This is a genomic window from Mesorhizobium monacense (assembly GCF_056781675.1).
The window spans coordinates 4001528-4023576 of sequence record NZ_CM165567.1; the positions used below are offsets into that span (position 1 = coordinate 4001528).

At 64.4% G+C, this 22049-nt stretch carries 17 protein-coding genes; 14 read left to right on the forward strand and 3 right to left on the reverse strand.

The genetic code is table 11. The features are described from left to right. Window positions 1-46 precede the first annotated feature (46 nt). Window positions 47-1330, reverse strand: a complete 1284-nt coding sequence (locus tag AC1RUK_RS19590) for an NAD(P)/FAD-dependent oxidoreductase (RefSeq protein ID WP_481834291.1) — start codon at window positions 1328-1330, stop codon at window positions 47-49. A 243-nt stretch (window positions 1331-1573) separates the two neighbouring features. On the opposite strand from AC1RUK_RS19590, the gene AC1RUK_RS19595 reads away from it, so the two are divergent. From AC1RUK_RS19595 to AC1RUK_RS19615, 5 genes are all read left to right on the forward strand, one after another. Then, window positions 1574-2731 carry a fumarylacetoacetate hydrolase family protein gene (locus AC1RUK_RS19595; RefSeq protein WP_481834290.1) on the forward strand — a complete coding sequence of 386 codons (1158 nt, stop codon included), beginning with the start codon at window positions 1574-1576 and terminating at the stop codon, window positions 2729-2731. A 315-nt stretch (window positions 2732-3046) separates the two neighbouring features. After that, on the forward strand, window positions 3047-3979 hold the full coding sequence (locus tag AC1RUK_RS19600) for a sugar ABC transporter substrate-binding protein (RefSeq protein WP_481834289.1): 933 nt from the start codon (window positions 3047-3049) through the stop codon (window positions 3977-3979). Between the two features lie 117 nt (window positions 3980-4096). Continuing rightward, complete coding sequence (locus AC1RUK_RS19605) at window positions 4097-5083, forward strand: ABC transporter permease (RefSeq protein ID WP_481834288.1); 987 nt, start codon at window positions 4097-4099, stop codon at window positions 5081-5083. 3 nt (window positions 5084-5086) lie between these two features. Then, on the forward strand, window positions 5087-5881 hold the full coding sequence (locus AC1RUK_RS19610) for an ATP-binding cassette domain-containing protein (protein ID WP_481834287.1): 795 nt from the start codon (window positions 5087-5089) through the stop codon (window positions 5879-5881). A gap of 55 nt (window positions 5882-5936) precedes the next feature. Beyond that, a complete protein-coding gene (locus AC1RUK_RS19615; RefSeq protein WP_481840081.1) occupies window positions 5937-6959 on the forward strand; it encodes a LacI family DNA-binding transcriptional regulator in 1023 nt (340 codons plus the stop codon). A gap of 313 nt (window positions 6960-7272) precedes the next feature. On the opposite strand, the gene AC1RUK_RS19620 is transcribed toward AC1RUK_RS19615, so the two are convergent. Next, window positions 7273-7854, reverse strand: coding sequence for a TetR/AcrR family transcriptional regulator (locus AC1RUK_RS19620; protein ID WP_481834285.1), 582 nt, complete (start codon window positions 7852-7854; stop codon window positions 7273-7275). 247 nt (window positions 7855-8101) lie between these two features. Here AC1RUK_RS19620 and AC1RUK_RS19625 point away from each other — a divergent pair, with 247 nt between their 5' ends. The 3 genes from AC1RUK_RS19625 to AC1RUK_RS19635 are packed head-to-tail and all read left to right on the forward strand — an operon-like array spanning window position 8102 to window position 12686. After that, window positions 8102-8353 (forward strand): hypothetical protein, encoded by a 252-nt coding sequence (locus tag AC1RUK_RS19625; protein ID WP_481834284.1) that lies wholly within the window; start codon window positions 8102-8104, stop codon window positions 8351-8353. Continuing rightward, the gene (locus AC1RUK_RS19630; RefSeq protein WP_481834283.1) at window positions 8347-11517 is read left to right on the forward strand and encodes an efflux RND transporter permease subunit; all 3171 of its coding nucleotides are present in this window, start codon (window positions 8347-8349) and stop codon (window positions 11515-11517) included. The genes AC1RUK_RS19625 and AC1RUK_RS19630 overlap by 7 nt, the downstream gene beginning before the upstream one ends. A 17-nt stretch (window positions 11518-11534) precedes the next feature. Continuing rightward, window positions 11535-12686, forward strand: a complete 1152-nt coding sequence (locus AC1RUK_RS19635) for an efflux RND transporter periplasmic adaptor subunit (protein ID WP_481834282.1) — start codon at window positions 11535-11537, stop codon at window positions 12684-12686. Between the two features lie 38 nt (window positions 12687-12724). Here AC1RUK_RS19635 and AC1RUK_RS19640 read toward each other — a convergent pair whose 3' ends face one another. After that, window positions 12725-13633 (reverse strand): LysR substrate-binding domain-containing protein, encoded by a 909-nt coding sequence (locus AC1RUK_RS19640; RefSeq protein ID WP_481834281.1) that lies wholly within the window; start codon window positions 13631-13633, stop codon window positions 12725-12727. A gap of 104 nt (window positions 13634-13737) precedes the next feature. On the opposite strand from AC1RUK_RS19640, the gene AC1RUK_RS19645 reads away from it, so the two are divergent. The 6 genes from AC1RUK_RS19645 to AC1RUK_RS19670 all read left to right on the forward strand — a co-directional run bounded on the left by AC1RUK_RS19645 (window position 13738) and on the right by AC1RUK_RS19670 (window position 22021). Continuing rightward, window positions 13738-14526, forward strand: a complete 789-nt coding sequence (locus AC1RUK_RS19645) for a HalD/BesD family halogenase (protein WP_481834280.1) — start codon at window positions 13738-13740, stop codon at window positions 14524-14526. 99 nt (window positions 14527-14625) lie between these two features. Continuing rightward, on the forward strand, window positions 14626-15318 hold the full coding sequence (locus AC1RUK_RS19650) for a GntR family transcriptional regulator (protein ID WP_006200686.1): 693 nt from the start codon (window positions 14626-14628) through the stop codon (window positions 15316-15318). Between the two features lie 25 nt (window positions 15319-15343). Beyond that, window positions 15344-16447: a mandelate racemase/muconate lactonizing enzyme family protein gene (locus AC1RUK_RS19655; protein ID WP_481834279.1), complete on the forward strand. Its 1104-nt coding sequence runs from the start codon at window positions 15344-15346 to the stop codon at window positions 16445-16447. Between the two features lies 1 nt (window position 16448). Beyond that, window positions 16449-17633 (forward strand): mandelate racemase/muconate lactonizing enzyme family protein, encoded by a 1185-nt coding sequence (locus tag AC1RUK_RS19660; protein ID WP_481834278.1) that lies wholly within the window; start codon window positions 16449-16451, stop codon window positions 17631-17633. Window positions 17634-17882: 249 nt separating this feature from the next. Beyond that, entirely contained in the window at window positions 17883-19547 is a 1665-nt protein-coding gene (locus AC1RUK_RS19665; RefSeq protein WP_481834277.1) for an ABC transporter substrate-binding protein, read from the forward strand. 131 nt (window positions 19548-19678) lie between these two features. Continuing rightward, on the forward strand, window positions 19679-22021 hold the full coding sequence (locus tag AC1RUK_RS19670) for a molybdopterin guanine dinucleotide-containing S/N-oxide reductase (RefSeq protein WP_481834276.1): 2343 nt from the start codon (window positions 19679-19681) through the stop codon (window positions 22019-22021). Window positions 22022-22049 lie beyond the last annotated feature (28 nt).

Genomic DNA, 22049 nt, shown 5'->3' on the forward strand with positions numbered 1-22049 from the left:
TTCATATTCATGAAACTGTCAAGCTGATTCATGGTTGGCCATGAAATCAGCGCTCGAAGGCGTCCAGCATCCGGTACCAGGCGATCGTCGCGGCAACGCCAATTTGGCGGAAGGCATGGAACGGAATCGGCCGGATCGGTGACAGCGGGAATGGCAACTGGTTGATATCGCCGTTCGCCAGATAGCTCGCCATCCGCCCGCCAAGCGCGGTCATCAGGCCGACGCCGCGGCCCTGGCAGCCGACCACGGCGAGCAGGCCCGGCTCAGGCTCGTGGACATGCGGCAGATGGTCCGGCGTCATCGCCACGCGGCCGAACCAGCGCTTCTCGATGGCGATGCCCGACAGCGCCGGATAGAGCCGCCGCAACGCCCGCTCGAGATGCGCCCAGTCACCCTCACTCGTCGGCAGCGCCATGCGGCCGCGACCGCCCAAGACCAGCCGGCCGTCGGCACTCTTGCGGTAGTAGACGAGGATGCGGCGCGAGTCCGACACCGCCTGCCCCTCCGGCAGGATGGTGGCTGCGAGATTGGACGACAGCGGCGCCGTCGCGATCTGGAAGGAATGCAGCGGCACGATGGTCTGGGCCAGGCCGGGAAGCAGCCCGCCGGTATAGGCGTTGGTTGCCAGAACGACCGCCTTCGCCCGCAATTCGACGCCGTTTGCGGTCGAGGCGCGCCAAAGCCCGGCTTCCTTGGTGAGTTTCACCACCTTCTGGCGCTCGGCGATCCTGGCGCCGGCGGCCGTGGCGATGCGCGCCAGTTCCGACGTATAGGCGAGCGGATCGATGACGCCGGCACGGCGGTCGAGCCAGCCGCCGAGATAGCCTTGCGCACCGGTCATCGCCGCGATTTCCGTCTGGCTCAGAAGCTGGACATCGGCGCCGCGCGCCCGCCACTGCCGGTCGCGGTTCGCTGCCGCCTTCAGCGCGGTCTCGGTGTGCGCGGCCTGAATCCAGCCATTGCGCGTGAACGGCACCGCCAGCTTCTCGTCGCGGATCAGGTTGAACACTGCATCAGCCGTCGCGGCCGCAAAATTGACCAGGGCCGCACCGCGCCCGGGGCCGAAATGCTCGACGAGCCATTCCGGATCATACTTGAGGCCGGGGATGACCTGGCCGCCATTCAGACCCGACGCGCCCTCCCCGATCGCGCCGGCCTCCAGCACCTGAACGGAAAGACCGAGGCGCGCCGCGTGCAACGCCGTCGACAGACCCATGATGCCGCCGCCGACGATGACGACATCGACAGGGCTGCCGGCCGGGAAAAGTGACGGGAATGCGGTTACCGCTTTGGGCTTTTGCCAGATCGGATCGGAAAACGGTGAGGACAAGGATCACCCTGGGTGTTGATTGTGCGTGAAAATCCTATTGTCGATTTCACAAATTTGAAAGAGCGTTTCGATCTTGTTGCGACGCATGTGGGCAATTTGCCGGCCGACCCCGTCGAAAACCGCATCACGAACGGGATAGACCTTTGACCGGAATCCGACGAAAGTGCCGCGCCGATCGGCTCGGCCTTTTCGATCGTTCGGCCAGGGAAGATCGCCGTAACCAGACTGGGGAGAACCGCAGACATGACCAATCCAAGCCTCCTGCCCGCCGACGGCCTCTTCATCGGCCGCGCCAGGACAGGCGAAGCGCCCTATCCGCTGGTGGTCACGGTGCGCGACGGCACGGTCTTCGACATCACCTCGAGCACGGCGCCAACCGTTCGCGACGTCTGCGAAATGGCGGATCCGGCCGGCCACGTTCGCGCCGCCAACGGCAAGCCGATCGGCTCGCTCGATGCGATCGCCGCCAACAGTTTCGAGAGCACGCGGGACGCGCAAAAACCCTATCTGTACTCGCCGGTCGACCTGCAGGCGGTCAAGGCGTCGGGCGTCACCTTCGTCGTCAGCCTGCTCGAACGCGTCATCGAGGAGCAGGCGCGCGGCTCGGCGGAAAAGGCCGATGCCATCCGTGCCGACATTGTCGGGCTGATCGGCCACGACCTGTCGAAGCTGAAGCCCGGCTCGCCGGAAGCGATGGAGATCAAGGCCAAGCTGATCCAGCGCGGCGCCTGGTCGCAATATCTGGAAGTGGGCATCGGCCCGGATGCCGAGATCTTCACCAAGTGCCAGCCGATGGCTTCGGTCGGTTTCGGCGCCGATGTCGGCCTGCATCCGGTGTCGACCTGGAACAATCCGGAGCCGGAGATCGCCATGATCGCCGCCAGCAGCGGCAAGATCGTCGGCGCCACGATCGGCAATGACGTCAATCTGCGCGACGTTGAGGGACGCTCGGCGCTGTTGCTCGGCAAGGCCAAGGACAACAACGCCACGGCCTCGCTCGGCCCGTTCATCCGGCTGTTCGACGACACCTTCTCCATCGATGACGTGAAGCAGGCCATCGTGCGCCTGAAGGTCGAGGGCGAGGACGGGTTTTCTCTGGAGGGCGCCAGTTCGATGGCCGAGATCAGCCGTTCGCCGGAAGAGCTGGTTGCCGCCGCAATGGGGCCGCACCACCAGTACCCGGATGGGCTGGCGCTCTATCTCGGCACCATGTTCGTGCCGTCGAAGGATCGCGGCGAGAAGGGCAAGGGTTTTACCCACAAGGTTGGCGACATCGTCACCATCTCGTCGGAGAAATTCGGCGCGCTGGTCAACCGTGTCCGGCTGTCGCCCGACTGTCCGCACTGGACCTATGGCGCCAGCCATTTGATGCGCGACCTCGCCAAGGCCGGTTTGATCTAGCCGGCTCGCCTCGCCTGCGACCGGGAGCATCTCGCCCCTTTCATTGTTGAATGCCCGGACGCTTCGGTGGGCGAGGACGACAGTCCGTGCCGATGAAGCTCCGGTTGCCCGGGAAATATCACCCCAGCTGATGCAATCTGATGGGATTGCTGATGGCGCTGTGCCGTGCGCCAACGTCCATTGGCGGGTGGAGGCTTGCCAGTGGCCGAAAATGGGAATGTGCTGAGAGCACCCGGTCGGCGCTGGCAGGAGATGCGATCTTTGGGTCGCATCGCACCTGACGGGGAGGTCGTTTTCAACATGGGAGGAAATCAAATGCTGACGAGGCTAAGACTGCTCGTGCTTGGCTTGATCATGGCGCTTGCCATTCCGGCGGCGGCACAAGCCAAGACCTTCTACTGGATTTCGCATGGCGGCCCGGCCGACCCGGTCTGGACCTACTTCCTCGCCGGCGCCAAGCAATGGGCGACCGACACCGGCAACACCGTCAACACCTCGTTCCACAATGGCGACGTGGCGTCCCAGCAAGAAGCGGTGCGCGCCGCCATTTCGGCCAAGGCCGATGGCATCGTCACCACCAGCCCCGATCCGGGCAGCCTTGTTGAGATCGTGAAGGAAGCGCGCGCCGCCAACATCCCGATCATCAACTTCAACACGCCCGACCCGAAGGCGAACTTCAATGCCTATGTCGGCGGCGACAATGTCACCTTCGGCAAGCACTGGGCGCAGTATCTGGTCGACAAGGGCCTGGTGAAGAAGGGCGATTTCGTCTGGATGCCCGTCGAAGTCCCCGGCGCCACCTATGGCGTGCAGGAAGAGGAAGGCATCAAGAGCGTCTTCGAGCCGCTCGGCATCACCTATGAAATCACCGAAGCCACGCTCGACCAGGCCGAAGTGATCAACCGCATGGTCGATTATCTCACCGCCAACAAGGCCAAGGTCAAGGCGATCATCGGCCTCGGCGACCTGGTCACCGGCTCGATCAAGCGGGTGTTCGACCAGGTCGGCGTCAAGCCGGGCGAAATCCCGGTCGTCGGCTGGGGCAACTCGCTCGACACCACCCAGGAAGTGCTGAGCGGCTACGTCAATGCCGCACAGTGGCAGGATCCGCAGGCGACCAGCTATGTGGCGCTTTCGCTCGCCAACATGGCTGCCGCCGGCATTCCTCCGGGCTTCAACGTCATCACCGGCGCGCTCTACGAGAAGGACACCGCCGAAGTGTACGACAAGATCCTGTCCGGCAAATAGCCCCATGACCGAACAGCCGCGACCGCATCGGCGGTCGCGGCTGTCCCGTCCGTTTCGCCGAGCTTCACCCGATGCGGTGCAGGTCTCAGCCCATTCCATTCATGTCGCGGGTTGCTCGTGGAAAATCGCTCCCTCATCCAAAGCCTGATCGGCAGGCCGGAATTCGGGCCATTCGTCCTGCTCGTCATCGAGCTCGTCGTGTTCTGGGGCATCAATCCCGACTTCCTGTCGCCGCAGAACATTTCCAACATACTGGCCTTCACCGTCGAGCTCGGCCTGATTGCATTGGCGATGACGCTTTTGATGACATCGGGCGAATTCGACCTCTCGGTCGGCTCGCTGTTCGGCTTCTCGCCGGTGCTGATGTGGACGCTGTTCAACAGCGGCGTCACCTCGCTGGAGATGGGGCTCGTCGTTGCGCTGGTCGGCGCCGCCTTCATCGGCCTGGTCAATGGCTGGTTCGTGACACAGCTCAAGATCCCGTCCTTCCTGGTGACGCTCGGCATGCTGCTGGTGGTGCGCGGCACGGCTTTGTTCGTCACCGACGGATTCCCGCAACGCACCTGGAGCGCCGAAGGCAGCTGGCTGGCGGAAGCGCTGGTCGGCGATTTCTTCATCGGCCCGTTCCGTGTCTACATGTCGCTGTTCTGGTTCATCGCCGCGGCGATCGCGCTGGGCTACGTGCTGACGCAGAGTCGCACCGGCAACTGGATCCAGGCGGCCGGCGGCAACCCCAACGCGGCGCGCGCCCGCGGCGTCAACGTCAATGGCGTCAAGATCGGCCTGTTCGTGCTGTCGTCGCTGATGGCTTCGCTCGCCGGCGTCATTTCTTCGCTGCGCACCTCGGCGGCCAACCCCAACAGCGGCACCGGCTACGAGCTCGAAGTCATCGCCATGGTGGTGATCGGTGGCACGGCACTGACCGGCGGACGCGGCACCATTATCGGCACCGTGCTCGGCATCCTGATCCTGCGCGTGATGCGCAACGGCATCGTGCTGATCGGCGTGCCGGGGCTCGCTTACAACATCTTCATCGGCGCCATCATCCTCGGCATGATGGCGCTCCACTCGTGGCTGGAACGCCGGCATCAGGCAGGGACGTGAACCATGGCTGAACCGCTCATCCGCATGACGAACATCCGCAAGTCCTACGGGCGCGTGCAGGCGCTGGTGGACGCCAATTTCCACGTCAACGAACAGGAGATCGTCGGGCTGCTCGGCGACAACGGCGCCGGCAAGTCGACGCTGATCAAGGTGCTGTCGGGCGCGGTGCCGCTGACCAGCGGCGATATCTTCATCCGCGGCAAGAAGGTCAATTTGCGCAGCACCAGCGACGCCATCGCCCACGGCATCGAGACGATCTACCAGGATTCAGCACTGGTCACGCAGCTTTCGATCGCCCGCAACCTGTTCCTCGGGCGCGAGCCGATCAAGCCGCCGCGCTTCCTCAACCGCATGGACCAGGAAGCCATGAACGTGGTTGCCCGAGACCTGCTCAAACAGGTCGGTATTTCGAAGAACATCCCGCCGACGACGCCGATCGGCTCGCTGTCCGGCGGCGAGCGGCAAGCGGTGGCGATCGCGCGCGCCATGCATTTCGACAGCGACCTCATCATCCTCGACGAACCTACCAACAATCTCGGCGTCGCCGAAACGCAAGGCGTGTTGAGCTTCGTGCGCAGCGCCCGCGATTCCGGCCACTCCTGCATCTTCATCGCCCACAACATCCATCACGTCTTCCAGGTGGTCGACCGCATCGTCGTCATGCGCATGGGCAAGGTTGTGGCCGACGATATCGACCCGAAGAAGACCAATGTCGCCGAGGTCGAGCGGATCATCACCGGCATGTCCGACAAGGAAATCCGCGCGGCTCTCGCCGAGGACACGCAACGGCCAAGCTGAGCACCACCCATTCGCTGTCTGGCACAGGATCGCACCAGCTCCTATGACTGTGACAATGAAAGCCACCGTTGCCGATATCGCCAGGAGCTGCGGGCTGTCGACCGCGACGGTCGACCGGGTGCTGAACAACCGGGCGGGTGCAAGTGCCGCCAACCGGCAGCGTGTGATGGAAGCTGCCAGGCAGCTCGGCTATCTGCCTGTGGTCGACCAGGTGGCGCTGCCGTCGAAGCCGGCGCATCTGGAGTTCTTCCTGCCGATCGGCTCGAACGCCTTCATGATCGATCTCGCCAAACATATCGAGGATTATGCGGCGCGCCTGCCGCTGGTCGCGTCCTGCCGCATCCACAGCCTCGCCGGCATCGCGCCCGGCGCGCTGCAGAGCGCCATCGAGAACCTGTCGCTCAAGGCAAACGGCGTCGGCGTCATCGCCGTCGATCATCCGAGAACCCGAAACATCCTGCGCGAGGTGGTCGAGGCCGGCATCCGTCTGGTCACGCTGGTATCGGACGTTCCGGCGGCGCCACGCTCGGCCTATGTCGGGATCGACAACCGGGTGGCCGGGCGCACGGCGGCGCTTCTGATGGGACGGTTCCTCGGCGGTCGCACCGGACATCTTGCCATGGTCGTCGGGTCGCGCTCCTATCGCGGCCATGAGGAGCGCGAGATGGGTTTTCGCTCGGTGCTCGGCGAGGAATTCCCCAACCTCACCGTTTCAAGCGCGGTCGAGATCAATGACGAGCCGGAGGTGAGCTACACCGCGACGATGAAGGCGCTGCACAACGAACCGGAATTGTTCGGCATCTATTGCGTCGGCGCCGGTCGCTCGGGCGTGGCCAAGGCGCTGCTGGAGGCAAGGCCGAAGAAGAAGCCGGTGTTCATCTGCCACGACCTGACCCGGGAAACGCGCGGCTACCTGGTCGACGATATCGCCGATGTCGTCATCGACCAGAATGCGCGGCTGATCGCCGAACAGTCGGTCATCCGCCTGCTCGGCTCGATCGCGTCTTCGGCGCCTTACCTGACGAAAAAATTCATCGAGCCGCGCCTGATCTTCAAGGAAAACGTGCCGGTTCAATAGGTTAGCGCGTCGTGGCAAGGTCGCTTTGTCCGGATTTGTAGGACGATTGGTGCGTGATGCGGCAATTCTGCACACCTGCTATGCAACTTTTATGGTTGCCGAATCATTAAGCAATCGGTAGATATCTGGGTGTCGGCCATCTACTCCTCCCAGATGCGATGCCGACGCTGAATGCGGCGCACCTCCTCCCGCGTCTCATTCGAAATCGAGCCCGCTGCCACCTCCTCCCGGCAGCGGGCTTTTTTTATTCTGGCCCGAAATTTTGAGACGCCTCCCCGCGCCGGGAAGGCAGAACCGGCGGCGCCGGCTGCCGTTACCGCGCCCGGAACGACGCGATCAGGCCTTCCGCCATGCGCACGAATTGTGCGCTCGGGCCTTCGGCGCCGACGCTCTGCATCGAGACGCGCGCGCCTTCGAGGAGCAGCGACAGCGTGTCGGCGAGAAGCTCGGCCTGACCGACGCCGGCGTCACGGCAGAGCGCCACGAGCCGTTCGCGCTGGGCCTCTTTGAGTTCCTTGATGACGCGCCGCGCCGGATGGTCGGTCTCGCTGAGCTCGATGGCGGCATTGGCCATGTCGCAGCCGCGGCTGTCGGCATTGAGCATATCGGCGGCCTTGCGAACCCAGGCATGCAGTTGCGCGAGCTTGTCGCCGGGATACTCGGCCTCGAACGCGTCCCATATTGCACCGGCCTTGCATGCTGTGGCGCGAAGGCACTCGATGATCAGGTCGTCCTTGGACTCGAAATGACGGTAGAGCGTCATCTTGTTGGTGCCGGCGGCCTCGGTGATGGCATCGACGCCGACGCCCTTGATGCCATGTTTGTGAAACATGTCCTGCGCCGTCTCCAGGATCCGATCCCGGGGCCGAACGCGTTCCGTAGTGCCGTCTGCCATCGAAGTCTCCTTGTCTCCCTAAAAATTCGGCGCACCTCTTGACTAGGGTGTTACCGGTCTGTAACGTGACGAATGTTACTTACTGGTAACACCCATCTTGCCTCCCGTCAACGACAGGTATCGCCGTTGGGCCCCACCGGGACGAAATAGGGCAAGAACACTGCCTGTCACGCGGCTTCGGCCGGTGAGAACGACGAAAAACGGTTCGCGATCATCCGATGCGAATCGCCAGCCAGGAGCCGCTCCTATGTCGCAGCGCAAGGATTTGACGATCGATGAAGCCATCCGGGATCCGATGATCCGGCTGGTGATGAAGGCGGACCGCGTCGATCCGCGCGCCTTCGAGGCGACGCTGCGTTCGCTGGCGGCCGCGCAGGCGCCAGCTCGCAAGGCGCCGCCGCGTTTTCTGGAAGACTCGGCGCGCAGCCGGCAGCTGTCCAGAATCGCCAACGCGTTTGGCGAAGCCAAAGCATTCAACGAGGCCTGCGTGTCATGGTGAACTATTTCATCCACCGCCCGATCTTCGCGTCGGCGATCGCCATCATCATGGTGCTCGCCGGGGCGATTTGTTATTTCCTCCTACCGGTCTCGCAGTTTCCCGACATCACGCCGCCGCAGGTCGTGGTCAGCGCCCAGTATCCAGGCGCCAGCGCGCAGGTGGTGGCCGACACCGTCACGACGCCGCTCGAGCAGCAGATCAACGGCGTGCAAGGCATGACCTACATGTCGTCGTCGAGCTCCAATGACGGCTCTTCGACCATCACCATCACCTTCGATGTCGGCTATCCGCTGAGCACGGCAGCCGTCGACGTCCAGAACCGGGTGTCGCAGGCGGCGTCCTCGCTGCCGGCGATCGTCAACCAAGGCGGCGTGACGATCAAGAAGCAGAACCCGAATTTCGTCCTCATCGTCGACCTCACTTCGCCCGACGGCTCCGTCGATCCGGTGGCGTTGAGCAACCTCGCCTACCTGCAGGTTGTGGACCCGCTGAAGCGGCTGCCCGGCGTCGGCGACGTGCAGATATTCGGCGAGCGGCGCTATTCGATGCGTGTCTGGCTCGATCCCGACAAGCTCGCCAATCTCGGCATCACCGCCGTCGACGTGCAGAACGCGATTTCCGAACAGAACGTCCAGGTGGCGGCCGGCAAGATCGGCCAGTCGCCGGCGCCTGCCGGCACCGCCTTCGAAATGCAGGTCAACGCGGTCGGGCGGCTGAGCGACCCGAAGGAATTCGGCGACATCGTCGTGCGCGCCAATTCCGCCAGCGGCTCGCTGGTGCGGCTGAAGGACGTCGCCCGCATCGAGCTCGGCGCGCTGCAATATTCCTCGTCGGCCTTCTTCGGCAAGGACCCGACCGTGGTGCTCGCCGTCTACCAGATGCCGGGCTCCAATGCGCTCGACCTGCAGCAGCGGGTCAAGGACAAGATGCAGGAACTGTCGGCGCGCTTCCCGAAGGGCGTCAGCTACGCCATGCATTACGATACGACACGCTTCGTCTCGGCCTCGATGCATGACGTGCTGATCACGCTTGGCGAGGCACTGGTGCTGGTCGTCGCCGTGGTGTTCATCTTCCTGCAGAGCTGGCGCACCACGATCATCCCGACCATCGCCATTCCGGTGTCGCTGGTGGCGACTTTGGCCGTCATGTACATGCTCGGCTTCTCGCTCAACATGCTCTCCCTGCTCGGCATGGTGCTGGCGATCGGCCTCGTCGTCGATGACGCCATCGTCGTGGTCGAGAATGTCGAGCGACAACTCGAAGCGGGCCTCAAGCCGCTCGCCGCCACACGTGCGGCGATGGCCGAGGTGACGGGTCCGATCATCGCCACCACCGCCGTGCTGATGGCGGTGTTCGTGCCGGTCGCCTTCATCCCCGGCGTCTCCGGGCGGCTCTACAACCAGTTCGCGCTGACCGTGGCGATTTCCGTCGGCATCTCCGCCTTCAATTCGCTGACGCTCAGTCCGGCGCTCTCCGCCGCCTTCCTGCGCCATCGCGGCGAAACGCAGTTCTTCCTGTTCCGCTGGTTCAATGCCGGCTTCGAGAAGCTGTCGCATGCCTATGCCAATGGCGTGCGCATCCTGATCCGCCTGCGCTGGATCATGCTCGGCGTTTTCGTGGCAGGCCTGGTGGCGACCTATTTCGTCTGGCAGAAGCTGCCCTCGACCTTCCTGCCGGTCGAGGACCAGGGCTATTTCTTCGTCGTCATCCAGCTGCCTGACGGCGCCTCGCTGGAGCGCACCGACGCGGTGGCGCAAAAGGCGCGCGACATCCTGCAATCGACGCCCGGCGTCGACATTGTCGGCTCGATCAGCGGCCTCAACTTCCTGACCAGTGCGGCGCAGTCGAACTCGGCGGTGGAATTCGCCATCCTGAAGCCATGGGATGAGCGCGGCCCCGACCAGAGCGCGTCCAAACTCGTCGCCGAGGTGCGCAACAAGCTGCTGCAGATTCCAGAAGCCTTTGCGCTGAGCTTCGATCCGCCCTCGATCCCAGGTTTGGGCACCACAGGCGGCTTCGAATTCCAGGTCGAGGATTTGACCGGTCGCGGCAGTGCAGCGCTCAACGACGCCACGCAAGCCGTGATCGCCGAGGCGCGCAAGCAGCCCGAGCTCAACCCGCAGCAATTGTTCTCGTCGTTCTCGACTTCGACGCCGCAGTTCAACTACGACCTCGACCGCGCCAAGGCGAAGCTTTTGGGCCTCAGCCTGCCCGACGTGTTCAACACGCTGCAGATCTATCTCGGCTCGCTCTACGTGAACGACTTCAACCTGTTCGGCCGCACCTTCCGGGTGACGATCCAGGCCGACAAGGACGCGCGCGCCGGGGCGGCCGACATCTCGCGGCTCTATGTGCGCAACGCCTCCGGCGGCATGGTGCCGCTGAGCACGCTGGGCAAGCTGGTGCCGATCGTCGGCCCCGAAACCGTGCCGCACTACAACAACAACGCGTCGGCCCTGATCAATGGCGGCGCCGCGCCCGGCTTCTCGTCCGGACAGGCGGTGGCGGCGATGGAACGCGCCGCGGCCACGGCGCTGCCGAGGGATTTCGGCTATGAATGGACCGGCATCACCTTCCAGGAGCTGAAGGCCGGGTCGATCGCGTCCGTCGTCTTCGGGCTGGCCATGGTGTTTGTGTTCCTGATCCTGGCGGCGCAGTACGAAAGCTGGGCCATGCCGTTCATGGTGCTGCTGGCGGTGCCGCTCGCCCTGTTCGGCGCTTTCGCGGTGCTGCTGCTGCGCGGCATGCAGATCGACGTCTACTCGCAGATCGGCTTCGTCATGCTGATCGGCCTGGCGGCGAAGAACGCCATCCTGATCGTCGAGTTCGCCCGGCGACGGCGTGAGGAAGGCCTCAGCATCGTCGATGCGGCCATGGAAGCAGCACGGCTCAGGCTGCGGCCGATCCTGATGACGGCCTTCGCCTTCATCCTCGGCGTGCTGCCGCTGATGTTCGCCACGGGTGCCGGTGCCGCCAGCCGGCAGTCGATCGGCACCACCGTCTTTGGCGGCATGGTGGCGGCGACGGTGCTGTCGCTGGTGTTCGTGCCGGTCTTCTATGCGGTGATCGAACAGCTGCGCGAGCGTCGCGAGCGCAGCGATGCCGAACATACTGAACCAACGACTGAACCGGCTCTCGCGCGATTGGCCGAGGCGGCCGAATAGGATTGGAGACATCAATCATGCGTAAATGGAAAGTAGCTTTGGGAACCGCTGTCGCGCTGGGCGCGATCTCGGTGGCGAGCGTGCATCTGCTCGACATGGGCAATCTCGGCGTCAATGCCGGCACCGCCGGGGCGGCTCCGGCTCCGGCCGCGTTCGTCATGCCGGTGCCGGTGGTCGGCGTGGTCCGCAAGACCATCCCGATCTATCTCGACTATGCCGCGCGCACCGAACCGATCCGCAGCATCACGCTGCAGGCGCGCGTGCCGGGCTATCTGCAGGAACAGGCTGCCGCCGACGGCAGCGACGTCAAGCAGGGCGACCTGCTCTACAGAATAGCTCCGGAGGATTTCCAGGCGGCTCTCGACCAGGCGAAGGCGCAGGTGCAGCGCGACACGGCAACGCTCGACTATGCGCGCTCCAATCTCGGCCGCGGCACCGAACTCGCCAAGAGCGGCTATCTCGCCAAGGACAGTTTCGACCAGCGCACCAGCACGTTGCGCGAAGCCGAAGCCTCGCTGGCGGTCAGCCAGGCCGCGGTGCGGACGGCGGAGCTCAATTTGAGCTATGCCGAGATCAAGGCGCCGTTCCCCGGCCGCATCGGCCGCAACCAGGCATCAGTCGGCACGCTGGTCAGCGTCGCCGGCACGGTGCTCAACACGCTGGTGCAGCTCGATCCGATCTACGTCACCTTCAATCCGAGCGAGACGGATCTGGTGCAGATCGAGCAGGCCAAGGCGGCAGGCCCGATCTATGTCGATATCCTGCTTCCCGGCAAGACGGAATCGAGCCAGAAAGGTCAGCTCACCTTCATCGACAACACGGTCGACCACTCGACCGGCACCATCACGGCACGCGCGACGATCGGCAATGCGAAGTTCGCGCTGCTGCCCGGCCAATATGTTCGGGTGCGGCTGCACATCAAGGAGCAGCCCGACGCGCTGATGGTGCCGCAGGTGGCGTTGGGCTCAAGCCAGCTCGGCAAATACCTCTATGTCCTCGGCAAGGGCAACACGGTCGACCAGCGCATGGTTTCGCTCGGGCCGGTCAATGGCGATCTCATCGCCATCTCGAGCGGCATTGCCGAAGGCGACCAGGTGATCACAGGCAACCTGCAGAAGATCGGACCCGGAATGCCGGTGTCGCCGCTGCCCCAGAAACCGGCCACCTGACAACCCCCGTCAGGCCCGGTCCAACGGCGCTCTCGGCCTCAAGCCGAGGGCGCCGTTTTGCTGAGCAGTTCGACAAGGCCGGCGACGTCGGCACGCTCGGCCTTCGCCGGAAGCATGAAAGCGCAATAGGGATGGCCAAGCCGCACCGAGACCGGTGACAGCGCGATCAGACGGCCGGCTTCCAGATCGGCGCGGGCCAACACCCGCTGTCCGAGCGCGATGCCGAGGCCGAGCCGGGCCGAGGCGATCGCCAGGCTGGACAGGCCGACGCGCCGTCCTTGCGAGGGATCCGGCGAACGGTTTTGTCCTGCAGCCGCGAACCAGTCTGCCCAGCTCGGATGCGTGGCATAGTTCGGCCCCCAGTTGGTGTGGATGAACATGCTGTCGTGCACGCCCTCGAGGCCGGACCCGCCATTGCCGTGGCGGCGCCAGACGTCCGGCGCGCAGACGGGCAGCACATCGTCGTGGATCAGGCGGACGAGCTTCAAGCCGGGATAGTGATAGTCGCCGTAGCTGATGCGCAGGTCGATGCTCTGGCGCGCAATGTCGACAGGATCATCCTCGGCCCGAACGTCGATCGCCATTTGCGGAAAGCTTTCCAGAAGCACGGCCAGTTTCGGCGCCAGCCACAGTTCGGCCAGCGAAAACGGCACGCTGACGACAAGACGCGTCTTCAAGCCGCCTTCCAGCATGCGCCGGCCGATCGCGGCGATGTCGCCCAGGGCGCGCGACGCCTGCGGGTAGATGGCATGGCCGGCATCGGTCAGCGCGATACGGTTGCCGCTGCGCACGAACAGCTGCTTGCCGAACCAGCTCTCGAGATTGCGTATCTGCTGGCTGACCGCGGCCGAGGAGACGCCGAGCTCGGTGGCGGCCAGCGTAAAACTGCCGGCCCGCGCGGCGACTTCGAACGCCTTGATCGCGTTCAGTGGCGGTAGCCTGTCCATGCTTATCCTCAATAAGCTTTTCTTTCGAAACCCTAATAATTTTCCACGTTGAGAGAAAGATTTTTTTGCCGTCTTCTGTTTCCGAAACCTCGGAGCCTATGACGATGAAAGACATTCTCGACCTCGACCGCTACCCGCTCGACCGCGAAGGCAGCGCCGAATGGAAGCTTCTTCTGGCTCAGTCCGTCGCCGCACTTGAGGCCGACGGCATGTTCAATCTCGAGGGTTTTCTGCGCCCCGGCGTCGCCGAAAAAGCGGTGCGGGAAATCCAGCCGGTGATGGACGCGCGCTCGCATGTTCACAAGCGGATGCACAACATCTACTTCAAGCCATCGATTCCCGAACTTGCCCCCGACCATCCGGCGCTGCGCAAGGTCGAGACCATCAGCCACACGGTCTGTGCCGACCAGATCCCCGGCAGCACCGTGCTCGCCATCTATGAATACGAACCGTTGCTGCGCTTCCTGGCGGCGGCGATGGGCAAGCCTCGATTGCATGTCATGCTGGACCCCCTCGCCCGCACCAATGTCATGGCCTACCGCGCCGGCGAGGCGCTCAACTGGCATTTCGACCGCTCGGAGTTCACCACCACGCTTCTGCTGCAGGCCGCCGAGCGCGGCGGCGACCTCGAATACCGCACCGATCTCCGGTCCGACGGCGATCCGAACTATGACGGCGTTGCCAGGCTGCTCGAAGGGCGCGACCCCGAAGCAAAGATCCTGCGCATGAAGGCCGGCACGCTGAACGTCTTTCGCGGCAAGAACACGGCGCACCGCGTCACCACCGTCGAGGGCGAGCGCGAACGGATGATCGCGGTGTTTTCCTACTACGAGAAGCCAGGCGTGATGTTCAGCGAGGAGGAGCGGATTGGTTTCTATGGCAGAGCAGCCTGACGCACCGCCGATCAAAAAAGCGGGCAGCTGAGAAACTCGCTATTGCTAGATTGTCGACAATCTGCTTGTCTTGCATCCGGTTCTCCCCGGAGTGAGCGCATGGCCAAGCTGGACTTCAGTCCGATCGCGGATACGACCCGCAGGGCCGAGATCGTGGCGCTGCTCAGGCGGGCGATCCTGACCGGCCAGCTGGAACCGGGACAAAAGCTCAACGAACTCAGGATTTCCGAGCAGATGCGGGTGAGCCGCGCGCCGCTGCGCGAGGCGATGCGCGAGCTGGTGCAGGAGGGCATCCTGACCAGCATCCCCTATGCCGGCACATTCGTGATCAATGTGACCGCCAAGGACATCGACGACGCCTATTCGTTCAACAAGGTGATGGACGAACTCGCCATCGAGCGCGCCTGGAAGCTGCGCGACCAGCGCTTCTTCGACGAGCTCGACCGGCGCCACGAAGCAGTGAAGCAGGCGACCCGCGATCTCGACACAACCCGCCAGATCGAAACGGCGCTGCAGTTGCACGGCCTGATCTACGAATGGGCCGACAATTCGGTGCTGCTGGAAACCTGGCAGCGGCTGACCAGCCGGCTGCAGATGTATTTCGCCCTCCACCAGCGAGCCCGCAACGAGCCGGTGCCATCAGAGGACGTCCACGAGACCTATGTGCAGCTGCTGAAGGGCAAGGACATGCGTGCCGCCCAGCGCCATGCCCGTGAACATATCGACCTCGATTTCGAGGAGCTCCTTGCCTACGCGCGCGGCCTCGAAAAGCGTGCGTCGAAGGGTGCCTGACCAATCCCGAACATTGGACAACAACGTGAAGATCAAAACCATAAAAGCCTATCATGTCGTGCAGCCCTTCGTGGACGGGCCCTACCGCATGTCGAAGGGGCGCGTCGCTGACGCGTTCGACGCGGTGATCGTCGCCATCACCTCCGACAGCGGGGTGACCGGCTGGGGCGAAATGGCTCCGCTCGGCAATTTCTATTCGCCCGCCTTCCCGGCCGGCACCCGTGCCGGCGTCGTCGAAATCGCGCCGCATCTGATCGGCCAGGACCCGCGCGGCCTAGCCGGCATCGGCCGACTGATGGACACGGTGTTCAAGGGCCATCCCTACATCAAGTCGGCTCTGGACATGGCCTGCTGGGATCTCGCCGCGCGCGCCGCCGACGTGCCGCTGGTGACGCTGCTCGGCGGCCGCGAGAGCGAGACGGCGGAGCTTTACAAGGTGGTCACGCACGGCACGGTCGATCAAATGGCCGCACTTGCCAAGCGCATCGTCGGCCAGGGATTCCACCGGCTGCAGGTCAAGGTCGGCGGCAATGTCCGCGACGACATCGAGCGCGTGACTGCTGTCGCCGCCGCGGTGCCGAAAGGCACCGTCATCTTCTGCGACGCCAATGCTGGCTGGACGCCCTACCAGGCGCGCCAGTTCGCCGACGCGACGCGCTCCATCGACTACACGTTCGAGCAGCCCTGCACGACGATCGATGAGAACATGTCGGTGCGCCGTTCGCTGGACAAGCCGATGGTGCTCGACGAATCCGTCGCCTCGCTGGACGACATGCTCGACATCCACCGCAAGGGTGCCGCCGATGGGCTGACGCTGAAGATCTCGCGTCTCGGCGGCGTGACCAAGACCCGCCAGATCCGCGACCTCGCCGTCGATCTCGGCTTCATGATCACCGTCGAGGATACCGGGGGCGCCGAGATCGACACTGCCGCGATGGCGCATCTGTCGCTGTCGACGCCAGAGGAACGGCGGTTGCATGCCATCGCCTTCCACGAATGGGTCACGGTGCGCACGGCCTCCAACATGCCACCGGTGACCGGCAGCCGCATGGGCATTCCTGACGGACCGGGCCTCGGCATCGATGTCGTGCCTGACCTGCTCGGCAAGCCCTTCTTCGAGATCGGCTGAGATGAAGATCCGGGGCATCAGGGCAACGCCGATCAATCTCAGGCTCGAAGCCCCGTACGCCTGGGTGTTCGGCGAGCTCGACGGCTTCTCGCCGACGATCGTCGAGGTCGAGACCGAGGACGGGCTTGTCGGCCTTGGCGAGGCGCCGACGCCGGCCGCGGCGGCGATCATCAACGACATCCTGGCGCCGCGGCTCGCCGGCCGCGACGCTTTCGATATCGCCGGCGCGGAAGAAGCCTGCCTGCCCTACTGGACCGGTGTGCAGTCGATCAACGACCGCAGCCGCATCATGGCCTTCGGCGCCGTCGAAATGGCGCTCTGGGACCTGCGCGGCAAAGCGTGGAAGCAGCCGCTCTATCAATTGCTCGGTGGCGCCGTGCGCAAGGACATCCCGTTCACCGACTATTTCTCGTTGCGCGGCGACGGTCCCAAGGTGAAGGGCGAGAAAACGCCGGAGGAAGTCGCCGACTATTGCGTCGAACTGCACGAAACCCACGGCACGACCTTCTTCGAAGGCAAGTTCTCGACCCATGACCCCAAAATCTCGCTCAGGATGATCGAGCTGATCCGCAAGAAGCTCGGCGACGATGTGATGATCCGCATCGATTCGAACCAGGCCTATTCGCTGGCGACCGCCAGGCGGCTGGCGCGGCCGCTGGAAGAGCTCGGGGTGCGCAACTGGGAAGATCCGGTGGCGACCATCGAGGAGATGCGCGAATTGCGCCGCCATTGCTCGATCCCGTTCTCGACCCACAATATCGACATTGCCCGCGCGATGGAGATCAGGGTGCCTGATGCCTTCGTCGGCAATCCGACCGCGCATGGCGGCATCGGCCGCATGCTGCGCTTCGTTGGCGCCTGCGAGCATTCCGGCATCGATTTCTGGTGCTACAGCGGCGACAGCGGCATCGGCAGCGCCGCCTATCTGCATCTGTGCTCAGCCCTCGGCTGGATCAGGGAGCCCAACCAGTCGCTGTTTCGCATGTGGCCGATCGACGTGATCGAGGAAGGGCCGTTTTCGCCGAAGAATAACGTCGTGCGCGTCCCCGAAGGCCACGGCCTCGGCGTCACCCTGTCGCGCGAGAACCTCGCCACCTGCCATCGCGACTTCATCGAGAACGGGCCGTGCAACAAGTATCACGATCCGGCGAAGCCCGGCACCTATCGGCGCCTGCCGTTGAACTAGGAGTGATCACACGAACCGACAGGAGACGGATACAACAAGAGAAGCCCGCAACCGCGACGAGGATCGCGTAACGCGGGACGACGGGTGGAAGCAATGCCTCGAAGATCCGGCCCTTGCCTCGCAAGGTCTGGATGGACCGGGCAAGACCGCATGCTAGAATCCCGGTCGAGAGACCTCGTTGGCGGCCGGGATATGGAGAACATCCACGGAATTCGCCAACCACAAAAAACAGGGGAAAGGGTAAATCCCATGAGCAAGAATTATCGCCTTCTCGATCTCATCCGGCGCTCGCGTTCGCCGCTCGAAAACCATCTCATCGACGGGCTGGTCGATGGCAGGGTCAGCCGCCGCGACTTCATTCGCCACGGCAGCCTGCTCGGCCTGTCGCTGCCGCTTCTCGGCGGCATCGGCGCGGCTGCCGGCTTCAGTGCCATGCCCTCGCTCGCCCGCGCAGCGGGCGCGCCCGGCGCCACCATCCGCGTGGCGAGCAGCGTGCCCGCCGCGGCGATCGATCCGGTTACCATTGCCGATGCCGGCGGCCTGCTGGTGATGCAGCAGGTCGCCGAGTTCCTGTGCATCGACGGTCCCGACCTGGTGCTGCAGCCGGCGCTGGCGGAAAGCTGGAAGCCGAACGACACCGGCACGGTGTGGACCTTCAAGTTGCGCAAGGGCGTCAAGTTCCACAGCGGCGGCGAGATGAAGGCCGACGACGTGGTGGCCAGCATCGACCGCCTCGCCGACCCGGCCAATTCGTCCAATGCGTTGTCGGTGTTCAGCGGCATATTGCAGAAGGGCGCGACCAAGAAGGTCGACGACTACACGGTGGAATTCCACCTCGACGCGCCGAACGGCAACTTCCCCTACATGGTGTCGTCGGACAATTACAACGCCGTCATCATTCCGGCGAGCTACAAGGGCGACTACGAAAAGAGCTTCGACGGCACCGGTCCGTTCAAGATCGAGAAGTACACGCCCAAGGTCGGCGCCTCCTTCGTGCGCAACGAGGATTATTGGGGGACGAAGGCGCTGCCGGAGCGCACCGAGTTCACCTTCTTCGCCGACATGCAGCCGCAGATCCTGGCACTGCAGGGCGGCCAGGTCGACATCATCAACCAGATGCCGGTGCTGGCCGGCGTCGGCCTGCTTAACGATCCGAATGTCGACATCATCAGCCTGAAATCGGTGGCGCACCAGCAGCTGCACCTGCGCTGCGATTCCGATCCGTTCAAGGATCCGCGCGTGCGCCGCGCCATCGCGCTCAGCCTCGACCGCAAGAAGCTGGCCGCCGGCCTGATGAAGGGCCGCGCCCTGGAGGGCAACGACAGCCCGTTCGCCTCTGCCTATCCCTCGACCGACCCGAGCGTACCGCAACGCGAGCAGGACATCGCCCAGGCCAAGCAGCTGATGGAAGCGGCAGGCGCCGGCAAGGGTTTCAAGGTGACGCTGACCACCGAGCGCTACCTGGAAATCCCCGAATATGCCCAGCTTATTCAGAACTGGGTCAAGGAGATCGGCATTGAGCTCGAGCTCAACATCCTCGACCAGGGCGCCTATTATGGCGATGCGGTGTTCGGCAAATCGAACTGGCTGGATTCAGTGATGGGCATCACCGACTACGGCCACCGCGGCGTGCCCAACGTCTATCTTGCGGCACCGCTGAAGAGCGACGGCACCTGGAACGCGGCGCACTTCAAGAACAAGGACTACGACACGCTGGCGACCAGCTATATCGCGGCGCTCGACCTCGAGGCGCAGAAGGCCTCGGCCGGCAAGATCCAGAAGCTGTTGCTTGAGGAAACGCCCGTCATCTTCGGCTATTTCTACGACTATCTGACGGCAACGGCGAAAGGCGTGACCGGTGTGCAGCCGACCGCGATGTCGCAGCTCTTCCTCGACAAGGCAGCGAAGACCTGAGCGGGAGGAAGAGCCGATCCCGCGACCGCCAGCCCCAAGCCAGGGGCTGGCACCCGGCGACCAATCGGGACAGGGCACGCGGCGCCTTGCCCGACATTGGCCAGCGGGATGATCCAGCATTGACGCGTCCCATGGAGTCCAAAATCCTGCTCACCACCATGCATTGGGGGACATACGAAGTTACTGCCGAGAACGGCAGGCTTGTCGGCGTTGAACCATGGAGCGGCGACCCCGATCCGTCGCCGATCGGCAGGTCCATGCTCGGCACGGTACAGGGAGACCTGCGGGTTTCCCGCCCCGCCATCAGGCGCGGCTGGCTCGAAGGGGACAGATCGGCGGCGCGCGGCCGGCGGGGCGGCGAAGCTTTTGTCGAAGTGCCCTGGGAGAAGGCGCTCGACATCGTCGCGGCCGAGCTTGATCGGGTCCGCACCGCGCATGGCAACGCCGCGATCTATGCCGGCTCCTACGGATGGGCGAGCGCCGGGCGGTTCCACCATGCCCAAAGCCAGGTCCACCGCTTCCTCAACACGATCGGCGGCTATACAAGCTCGGTCCTCAGCTACTCCTATGGCGCGGCCGAGATCATCCTGCCGCATGTGCTCGGCGGGACCGACGGCCTGACCGGCAATCATTCCACCTGGGACGGGATCGAGCGGCACAGCGAGCTGATCGTCGCCTTCGGCGGCCTGCCCTGGCGCAACGCGCAGATCCAGGGCGGCGGCGCGGCGCGCCACGAAGCCTCGGCGGCCCTGCAAAAGGCCGTCGGCAACGGTGCCAGGCTCATCAATGTCTCGCCCGTGCGCGACGACGCGCCGCGCGGTGTCGACAGCGAATGGCTGCCGCTTCGGCCGAACAGCGATACCGCGGTCATGCTGGCGCTGTGCCATGTCCTGATCAGCGAGGGCCGTCACGACGAAGCCTTCCTGGCACGCTACTGCACCGGCTTCGAAATCGTGCGGGCCTATGTCATGGGCGAAAGCGATGGCCAGCCGAAGGATCCGGCATGGGCGGCGGCGCTGAGCGGCATGGCCACGGATAGAATCGTCGCCCTGGCCAGGGAGATGGCCGCCAGGCGCACCATGCTGATGGTCAGCTGGTCGCTGCAGCGCGCCGACCATGGCGAGCAGCCTTACTGGGCGGCGATCACGCTTGCCGCGCTGCTCGGCCAGATCGGGTTGCCCGGCGGCGGCTTCGGTTTCGGCTATTCATCGACGAACGGCGCCGGACGGCCGGAGCTCGGCTTTCGCTGGCCGTCCGTGCCGCAAGGCCGTAATGGCGTGCCGGATTTCATACCCGTGGCGCGTGTGGCCGACATGCTGCTCGATCCCGGTGGATCGTTCGCGTTCAACGGCGCCGAGCTGACCTATCCCGATGTCAGGCTCGTCTACTGGGCCGGTGGCAATCCGTTCCACCACCATCAGAACCTGAACCGCCTCGTCGAGGCCTGGCAACGACCCGAGACGATCATCGTCCACGAGCCTTTCTGGACGGCCACGGCGCGCCATGCCGACATCGTGCTGCCGGTCACCACGCCGCTGGAAAGGAACGATCTCGCCTTTTCGAACCGCGAAAACCTGATGGTCGCCATGAAGCAGGCCATCGATCCGGTGGAGGAGGCGCGCGACGACTATCGGATTTTTGCCGATCTGGCGACGCGGCTCGGCGTGCGCGAAGCCTTCACCGAAGGGCGCGATGCCGAAGCGTGGATCCGCCTGCTCTACGGTCAGGCCAGGGAGAATGCGAGCGCCGCCGGCATCGACATGCCGCCTTTCGAGCGTTTCTGGCAGGACGGACACGCCGAACTCACCCGCCGGATCACCTCGCAGACGTTCCTGGGGCCGTTCCGCTCCGACCCCGAGCGCCACCGGCTGGCGACGCCGTCAGGGCGCATCGAGCTCTATTCCGCAACGATCGATGGCTTCGGCTATGAAGACTGTCCCGGCCATGCGGTGTGGCGCGAGCCGCGGGAATGGCTTGGCAGCCGCGTTGCAGAGCGGTTCCCGCTGCACCTGTTGTCGCCGCAACCGGCCGACAAGCTGCACAGCCAATACGACCACGGCTCGGTCAGCCGCGCCGGCAAGGTGTCGGGCCGCGCTCCGCTGTGGATCAACCGAACCGACGCCAGCGCGCGCGGCATTCTCGACAGAGAGATCGTCGTCGTCTTCAATGATCGCGGATCGTGCCTGGCCGGGGCAATCCTGACCGATGGCGTGATCCCCGGCGTCGTGCAGCTGCCGACCGGCGCATGGTTCGACCCCGCCGAACCCGGGCAATCGCCCAGCCTGGAAAAGCACGGCAATCCGAATGTGCTGACGGCGGATCGGGGCACGTCGCGCCTTGCCCAGTCGCCGACCTGCAATTCGACGCTGGTCCAGGTGTCACGATTTGTTGGCGTCGTTCCGCCGGTGACGGCGTTCGAGCCGCCTGTCATACTGAATTTGTCCGACGTCCCCGGCGCGGCCGGCCTTTCATAGGAGTCGATGCCATTCTCTCCTTCCTCGT